The organism is Cellulophaga sp. BC115SP, from assembly GCF_009905545.1.
GTDB classification, from domain to species: domain Bacteria; phylum Bacteroidota; class Bacteroidia; order Cytophagales; family Spirosomataceae; genus Flectobacillus; species Flectobacillus rivi.
Genome location: NZ_JAAALB010000030.1, coordinates 60,369 through 69,035 on the forward strand (window position 1 = coordinate 60,369; position 8,667 = coordinate 69,035).

8 protein-coding genes are annotated in these 8,667 nt (G+C 36.9%); 3 read left to right on the forward strand and 5 right to left on the reverse strand.

The genetic code is table 11. The annotated features are described in order from the left end of the window. Positions 1 to 58 precede the first annotated feature (58 nt). Positions 59 to 703, reverse strand: coding sequence for a porin family protein (locus GVN22_RS18900; RefSeq protein ID WP_166552571.1), 645 nt, complete (start codon positions 701 to 703; stop codon positions 59 to 61). A gap of 442 nt (positions 704 to 1,145) precedes the next feature. Here GVN22_RS18900 and radA point away from each other — a divergent pair, with 442 nt between their 5' ends. Further along, positions 1,146 to 2,522 carry a DNA repair protein RadA gene (radA, locus tag GVN22_RS18905; RefSeq protein ID WP_166552572.1) on the forward strand — a complete coding sequence of 459 codons (1,377 nt, stop codon included), beginning with the start codon at positions 1,146 to 1,148 and terminating at the stop codon, positions 2,520 to 2,522. A 44-nt stretch (positions 2,523 to 2,566) separates the two neighbouring features. Here radA and truA read toward each other — a convergent pair whose 3' ends face one another. After that, positions 2,567 to 3,304 carry a tRNA pseudouridine(38-40) synthase TruA gene (gene truA, locus GVN22_RS18910; protein WP_166552573.1) on the reverse strand — a complete coding sequence of 246 codons (738 nt, stop codon included), beginning with the start codon at positions 3,302 to 3,304 and terminating at the stop codon, positions 2,567 to 2,569. A 408-nt stretch (positions 3,305 to 3,712) separates the two neighbouring features. Further along, positions 3,713 to 4,303, reverse strand: coding sequence for an NTP transferase domain-containing protein (locus GVN22_RS18915; protein WP_166552574.1), 591 nt, complete (start codon positions 4,301 to 4,303; stop codon positions 3,713 to 3,715). Between the two features lie 171 nt (positions 4,304 to 4,474). Here GVN22_RS18915 and GVN22_RS18920 point away from each other — a divergent pair, with 171 nt between their 5' ends. Then, positions 4,475 to 5,236: a hypothetical protein gene (locus GVN22_RS18920; RefSeq protein WP_166552575.1), complete on the forward strand. Its 762-nt coding sequence runs from the start codon at positions 4,475 to 4,477 to the stop codon at positions 5,234 to 5,236. Between the two features lie 2 nt (positions 5,237 to 5,238). Here GVN22_RS18920 and GVN22_RS18925 read toward each other — a convergent pair whose 3' ends face one another. Then, positions 5,239 to 7,407: a molybdopterin cofactor-binding domain-containing protein gene (locus GVN22_RS18925; RefSeq protein ID WP_166552576.1), complete on the reverse strand. Its 2,169-nt coding sequence runs from the start codon at positions 7,405 to 7,407 to the stop codon at positions 5,239 to 5,241. A gap of 344 nt (positions 7,408 to 7,751) precedes the next feature. Between GVN22_RS18925 and GVN22_RS18930 the strand changes: the two genes are divergently transcribed. Further along, positions 7,752 to 7,952 (forward strand): hypothetical protein, encoded by a 201-nt coding sequence (locus GVN22_RS18930; protein WP_166552577.1) that lies wholly within the window; start codon positions 7,752 to 7,754, stop codon positions 7,950 to 7,952. A gap of 138 nt (positions 7,953 to 8,090) precedes the next feature. Here GVN22_RS18930 and GVN22_RS18935 read toward each other — a convergent pair whose 3' ends face one another. Continuing rightward, a complete protein-coding gene (locus GVN22_RS18935) occupies positions 8,091 to 8,453 on the reverse strand; it encodes a hypothetical protein (RefSeq protein WP_166552578.1) in 363 nt (120 codons plus the stop codon). Between the last annotated feature and the right edge of the window lie 214 nt (positions 8,454 to 8,667).

An 8,667-nucleotide genomic window follows, 5' to 3' on the forward strand; every position in this document is an offset into this window, starting at 1 on the left:
TCCCTCATCCACTCAATTGGTACGGCTCATATTCTTCTAAATAGAAAGTTTTCGGAACCTATAAAATCTTCAATCCCAATGTTAATTGCCACAAATTACCTTTTTGTGTAAACTTCATGTCATTGGCAAATTGAGCTGATGTTACATCCGAAAGGCTACCCTCATATCTCACGTCTAACGAAAGTGCTCCAAGGTCTAACCCACCCCCAACTTGATAACCATACGAAGCTTTCTTGAAAGCATCTTCTGTTCCATTTTGAGTATAAGCCTTTATCGTTTCGTTCAAGGTAGCTCCTTTGCTCACATTAAACGATGCCAAAGGACCGCCATTAATACGGAAAGGTCCCATTTTAAAACCTAACAATACAGGAATGTCGATATTGGTGTACTCAATATCTACAGTCTGTTTGTCCGCTGTACTTCCACCCTTCAAGATATTCAAGCTACCTCCTTTGGCTGAAAGCAAAAATTCAGGCTGGATGAAAACTTTGTTACCAATACGCATATATACACCGCCTACATAACCAGTTTTTGTGTCTAAGCTTTGTTGAAAATTTGCGCCAAGAGAATTCATGGTCAACTCATTTCCCAATTTCAATTGTGCTAGGTTTACACCACCTTTAATACCGAGTGTAAAGAACTGAGCTTTTGAAACCATTGTTAAAAGCATAAACAGGGCAAGGAATCCAAATGTCTTTTTCATAAGTAAGTTTTATTTAAAGTTAATGTTGCGCGACTAGTGATAATCTTTGTAGTTGTTCAACTCAAACTGGGGAAATAACGATACCTGATGTGTCAGTGATACAAGTATAAATCATTTTTTTCGTATAATTTCGTAAACGGTATCTTTGCATATATTTTTGAAATACCTCAAAACCTTAATTCATACGATAAGTTTTAAACACAAAAATTCATCCAATTTCGTAGAAAATGATATTTATTTCCTGTGATAATTGTCCTGAATATTATCATGACAGCTAAAATTTGCTTGTCACCCATTTTGAAATCAATATTTATCTAATGGAGTAACTGTATTCATGATTTCGTTAGAAACACTTTTGAACTTTTAGCTTACAGCATATTGCTTAGAGCCCAGAGCGGGCAAGATTGGTTTAATTTTGCTCACTAACTTATACAATAATTTTATGGCTAAGACTAAAACCTCTTTTTTTTGTCAGAATTGTGGACATCAAGCTCCTAAATGGTTGGGGCGCTGTCCATCATGTGGAGAATGGAATACTTTTGTGGAGGAAGTCATCCAAAAAGAAGAACCTACCAAAGGCTCTTGGAAATCAAGTAGTTCGTTGAAAGTAGCCGCTAAACCGCGAGCAATCCAAGAAATTAATTTCGAAGAACAACCTCGTATCAAAACCAAAGACCAAGAGTTAAACCGAGTTTTGGGCGGAGGCATAGTATTAGGCTCGTTGGTATTGATCGGTGGTGAGCCAGGCATTGGTAAATCTACGTTGATGCTTCAAATAGCCTTGACACTCAGCAATTATCGTGTATTGTATGTTTCGGGTGAAGAATCTGAGCAGCAAATCAAAATGCGTGCCGAGCGTTTGGCTCATAAAAGTGATAACTGCTATATTTTGACAGAAACCTCAACCCAAAATATCTTCAAACAAATTGAGCAATTTGAGCCAGATATTTTGATTATTGACTCTATCCAAACGCTCCAATCGTCTTTTATTGAAGCAGGTGCTGGTAGTATTTCACAGGTAAAAGAATGCGCTGCTGAGTTGATGAAATACGCCAAAGAATCAGGTACACCAGTATTTATGATTGGGCATATTACCAAAGATGGGGGCTTGGCAGGTCCAAAAGTATTGGAGCACATGGTCGATACCGTGCTACAATTCGAGGGTGATCGTCATTTGGCATATCGTATTTTACGTACCACCAAAAACCGTTTTGGAAGTACATCTGAATTGGGAATTTATGAAATGTTGGAATCAGGTTTGAGAGAAGTAACGAATCCTTCAGAAATACTAATTTCACAACGAGACGAGGATTTTTCTGGTATCACTATTGGTGCCATGTTAGAAGGAAATCGCCCTTTACTCATTGAAATTCAGTCGCTTGTTTCAATAGCCACCTACGGAACACCCCAACGAAGCTCAACAGGATTTGATGCCAAACGCTTGAATATGATTTTGGCAGTGCTTGAAAAACGAGGAGGTTTTAGACTTGGTAATCAAGATGTTTTCTTGAATATCGCTGGTGGACTCAAAGTTGAAGACCCAGCAATAGACTTGGCAGTTTGTACCTCTATTGTATCCTCTTATGAAGATATTAGTATTCCCAATACCGTTTGTTTTGCCGCAGAAGTTGGTTTGGGAGGCGAAGTCCGAGCAGTGAATAGAATCGAACAGCGTATTGCCGAAGCACAGAAATTAGGGTTTAAGGAAATCTGGATTTCGAAGTTCAATGCCAAAGGCCTAAATGTAGATTCGTATGATATTAAGATTCGAATGGCTTCTAAATTAGAAGATGTATTTATACAAATTTTAAGAAAATAAAGATTTAGGGATAGGTGAAAATTACTTTTCACCTATCCCTTTTTTTACAACTCATAATTCACTTCCATCAAAAACAAGCCTTGTGCTGGTACAGAGCGACCAGCATTTTGACGATTTTTATCGGTAATAATTTTTTCAAAACCTTCTACACTCAACTTTCCTAAACCTACCTCCAACAAAGTGCCGACAATAGCACGTACCATTCCTCTCAAAAAACGATTGGCTTTGATATGGAAAACCAGTAAATCTTCTGATTCTTGAATCCACTCAGCCTCCATCATGGTACAATTGAAAGTTTTTACATCGGTATGTAATTTACTGAAACATTCAAAATCTTCGTATTTAAACAAAATTTGAGCCGCTTCATTCATTTTAGGCACGTCCAAAGGCATTTCGAATTGGTAGACCATGTTTTGATAAAAAGGCGATTTTCTTCTCAATATCCGATATTCATACTTTCGATAAGTAGCTTCGAAGCGACAATGAAAATCGTCTGGCACCAAATAAATCTGTTTTATAGAAATATTTTGAGATAAAATTTTATTTAATCTATATATTAGTTGCGAAATATCAGAAATTGGATTTTCTCGGTCAAACTGCGCCACTTGCGTATAGGCATGTACACCCGCGTCAGTGCGTGAACTTCCCATCAAACTGGTAGGTTCTTTCAGTAAAATGGTTAGTGCTTTTTCTATTTCTTCCTGAACTGTCAATGCATTGGGTTGTATTTGCCAACCTGCATAGTTAGTTCCTAAATACGCACATTCAATAAAATATCTCATATCTATAATTTAGGATTATATCTATATTATTTTTACATCACTTAATTTTTGAAACCAAAAATTAGCTATTTACATACCAAATAATAATTTTCACAACATTCTTAGATCTCATACCTCAGGCATCATATATATTTGTATTGAAAACTATATCTAATAGGTTAGTGATCAAATAATAGCAAGAAGCAATATGGCAAAGCTGTAAGGTACCTACCTTACAGCTTTCTTTTTTGGTAAAAATCTATCTTACGAAAGCTTGATTAAACAAAAAGCCAAAGAACTAAGTCCTTCAGCTTTTTGATGTCAATATTTTTACAGATAAATTGTACAAAAACCATTTTCCTTATCTCACCTCACCTCTGTGTTTCATCTAAAGTCTATCAAAGTTAAAAAGAAAATTGTACTACTAGCTCAATTTTTTTTACGCATTAGTTCAACCACATCTTCAGGGGTATCAATATCCCAAGTTCCCAATGCAAAAGGTACTGTGAGAGTTGTGTTGCTATAGTATGGCAAAAAACTACGTGCCCCTTGATCTCCAGATAATATTAAAAGTTCATGACGTACTTGTGGAGAAAACAACATCGGAACACCCAATTTCCCCCCATAATCGCAAGCCACAATTTCGGGCTTTTTTTCCTGATACAAATGAATCATCTGCCAAAGCAAATGAGTTTTTACAGCTGGTTGATCGGATAACAGTATCATAATAGGTGCTTGCTTATTGGTCAAAGAGCTTACTCCTGCTTTTATCGACGTTCCCATTCCTTGCTCCCAATCAGGATTATAAACGATTTTGGGAAATAACTGTGCCTGATTCAACGTCCATTCGATACGTTTAGCGTGTGACCCTAACACCACGGTTACATGTGGGCTAACCATCAAAGCATTTGAGACGATATGTTCAATTAAGGTTTTGCCTTGATAAACTACCAATTGTTTGGGCTGACCAAGCCGACTTGAGTTTCCAGCAGCCAGAATAATAATTTCAAGCGATTCCATAAACAACAATAAAATAGGGTTATTTTTTACTTTAAAAAAGCTCTAATTTCTTTTTAGTTTTCAAGACTTATTGATTTTCTATTCTATTGTGAATAAATCTCATTTACATTTACAAAAATTTAGTATAACTTCGTTATTTATAAAATAAAAATTTATTTTAAAGTCTAATACATGAAATTAAAGTACTACATCTTTATTTTACAGGTCCTATTTTTAAGTTTTACAAAAAGCTCTTCCTGCTTTTCTCAAAATAAATTCTCAGAATGTGTAGGTACTTGGTATAGATACGATAAATGGGAAAATGCTTCACTACAAATTTCAGCTATTTCAGACAGCCTCTCTCACTTTTCCATTCATGCAACAAGTGGAGCTCAAAACGATTACATTGATGGTTTGATGTTACAAAGTGGCTCAAAGGCATTTTATGCTAATGCCTCTATTAATCAAATTTGTAAACTACATTTTGAGCTTCACGGAGACTCTATTATTTCGATTCAAAATGACCCCAAAAGTAACTGTGGAAAAACAGATGTAAGCTTTTGTGGTAAATATTTCCGTAAGGAAAGTAATAATTTTTTGATACAATATTCACTTTTAGATCTTGGTTATTTTCTGAATAACGAACAGGACTCTTTATTTAGAAATGATGTTAAGGAATTTTATGATTTGTTTGTAGACGCCTCACAAATATTGACTCAAAACTTTGACGACGTATATATTACCAAAGGGAAAGTCAGAGGACTAGAAAAAGAAAAAGCTTGCATTGTTGTACAAAATGCCTACAATTCTCAATTTTGGGCTGCTGTAGTTGACAACAAACGTATTCTTTATTTCACTAATAACCCTGATAACAAACGTGAACTACCTAGATATATAAAAGATTGGGGGAATAATTTTAAAAACTACAAAGTAGTCTTCATGAATACCAACTAAATTTATACCCTATCCAAATCAAAAGGCATTTTACGAATACGTTTGCCTGTTGCAGCAAATATCGCATTGGCTAGTGCTGGTGCAAATGGTGGTAGTCCTGGCTCTCCTACTCCTTTGATTTTAGGTCCGCCCTCTGCCAAGATATGTATTTCAACAATTGGCATTTCTTCAATTCTCACCATTCTATTATCATGGAAGTTAGACTGCTGTACCTGCCCTTTCTCAAAGGTAATAGCATCTTTAGTCGCCGCGCCAATCGCCATAGTTACTGCACCTTCTACTTGAGCTTTTACAGTATCTGGGTTGACAACTGTTCCCAAATCAATCACAGCATATACTTTTTCAATCTTTACGCCTCCGCTTGGCTTTTTCGAAACCTCCACTACTTGTGCCGCCAAGCCTGCAAAAAACTCCCATTGCGCTACACCTCTTGCCCAACCTTTTGGCAATGGCTTACCCCATTGAGATACCTCTTTGAGTTTAAGCATTACGCGTTTGGTGTCTGTTTCTTTTTGTAACATTTCCAAACGGAAATCGAATGGGTCTTTGCTGGCCTTATGTGCCATTTCATCAATAAAACACTCATGAGCAAACGACAAAGTCGTACTCGTTACTGCACGCCAAGCTGCCATTGGTATATGCGTTTCGGCATGAACGTAATAGTTTTTGATATGAGGGATTTCGTATTGTTGCTCACTAATACCCTCTGTCATGGTATTGTCAGACTTCGTTTTATCGTAGTTCTTATTTTGCGTAGCATTAATAGAAGGCGATATTACCTTATGCTGCAAGGCTAAAGCTTTGCCATCTGCTGTAAGCGCACCTTTAAAGGCAGAAAAAGTCATGGGTCTGAAAGGTCCCTGCGTGGTATCATCTTCACGTGTCCAAATTACTTTAACAGGTTTACCAACAGCTTTGGCAATAGACACAGCCTCGGTAGCAAAATCTTGATACAAACGGCGCCCAAAACCTCCTCCATTAAAGAAAATATTTACTTTGATATTATCAGCAGGAATTGCAAAGGCATCTGCGACTCTATTTCGTAACAAATCAGGTCCTTGAGACGAAGCCCAAACTTCAACTTTGTCCCCCGTCCAGCTAGCAATACAGTTCATTGGTTCCATCGGTGAATGCGACACCATGGGCGTTTCGTAAAATGCTTCTAATTTTACTGGAGCTTCAGCATAGTTTTTATCAAAATCGCCTTGATTATGATCTATAACCCCTTCATTTTTAGACAAATCACGCAATTGTTGTTCAAATTGTTTGCTACTAAACTGGTCATTTCCTTGATAATCCCATGTTACTTTTAGCGCTTTACGGCCTTTCAACGCAGCCCAATAATTGGATGCAATTACTGCAACAACTTCATATCTATTTTTACCTAAAACTCTCTCCGCACGCACAACTTGTAGTACTCCTTTTACTTTTAGGGTTTGGGCATCATCTAGTTGCTGGATTTTTCCACCAAAAACTGGGCACCGTTCCACCGAAGCATAAACCATATTAGGCACTTCTACGTCCATGCCAAAAGTGGCTTGTCCTTTCACTTTCAAAGGAATATCCTGACGCTGTGTTTGTTTCCCGATTAATTTAAAATCCTTACTATCTTTTAATTTGGGTTCTTTGGGAACTTCCAACTTAGAAGCAGTTTCAACCAACGCTGAATATGCCAGTTTTTTACCACTAGGTTTATGGAAAACATTGGCTCGTTCGGCATAACACTCATTTACTGGAACTCCCCAAGTTTGCGCAGCTGCCTGTACGAGCATTTCACGAGCGGCCGCTCCTGTTCTTCGTAAAGTCGAATAGCTTGTACGCACCGACGAACTACCTCCTGCCGTTTGCCCTCCATATTTCTTATCACCAGAGGTTTGTTTTATCTCGTATTGATCTAATCCCAACTCCAACTCCTCCGCAATTATCATCGGAATAGCCTGCCATGTACCTTGACCAATTTCGGGCTTGGAATTCATGATAGTGATTTTTCCAGTTTTTTCGATGATAACAAAAGGCGTAAGCTCAAAAGAATCTTCGAGCAAACTAAGGTTTTCAATTGCTTGTTCTGATGGCTCAGCAGCACGAGCCGATAAACCAAGAATAAAAGCAGCTCCCGAAAGCCCAGAAGCCTTGAGGAAGTTACGACGATTGAGTTCTGTTGATGTACGCATTACAAATTCAGGATTGAAGTAAAAAAGGACAATCTTTTATTCGAATATACCCATAAATTAACCTAAATGTTCGAAATTTAGCTTAACAACTTTAAGTTTTAGCTGTAAAAGCAGGATTGAGATAGCACATTGAATTGTTTGCTTATAGTTAAAGCAAAAAGAACTATTAGTACTCCAAAATAGACGTTATTATGAAAAGAATTCTACTCCTTCCTTTATTAGCATTGGCTTGTCAAACAGAAACAACATAACAGACTCCATGTTCTCGGAATCTAGAGAAATATCTCAATTCTTCCGTTAATTCTTTTTTAAAGGAAAATCCCTCATATCAACGCATCACAATCATGGACTCTAAGCCTGGACTTGCCCATTCACTTTTGGTTGTTTATTCTAGGGATTGTACAGTTGAACTCATACCTTCTAAGTTTGAACACATGATGCCATTCGACACCAATATGGGATGGTATATGGAGAAGTTTCAAAAAGAAAAGATTGGCAGTATCGAGGTTTATTCTTCAGATAAACTTATTCAGAGAATTGAATAAAATGGAACGTTACCCTCATCAAAGTACCTATAGCACATAAATTTCATATATATATTGAGGATATTTTAGGTCGATTACCACTAAGAGTAAAAGTGGTCATTAGACTAAAATTCAACAACTTAACCCCAAAATATCCTTTTAATTATTAGGCATTTTATTATCAATCCATTTCTTGATGGTCGCTACTTCACATTCAGACAAGATACCTCCTTTGGGCATTCTTGTTGGATTGCTATTAAAAGGAACAATTGCATCGTATAGCTCACCACTCTTGGCATCTTCCGAAACTTGTTGATATGTTTCCAATACCAAACCGCCAGAGTGGTTGACAGCATTGTGGCACGACCAGCAGTTTTTTTGCAAAATCGGAATAATATCTGTTTTAAAACTAATCTCTTTTGACTGATTGGCTACACAAATATTAGGTTCTACTTGATGTTGATTTGTACAACTGTAAAGACTCACTGTAAGTAATAAATTGAAGGAAATGGTTAGTCTCATGTGCTGGTAAATTTATGTCAGCACGAATGTATTGAGATTCAAAAGAACAAGCTCACCATCAAGCAAAACTTAACCTAGCCTTAATATGCACAGCGTAGTAGAGTCAATATTAGTAGTGTACGAAGGATTGTAAAATATTACTATACCCAGCTTTTTTAAGTAGGCATATTTTTTTGATAATGAGACATTTGCATTTTTATCCATCTTAAAAAGC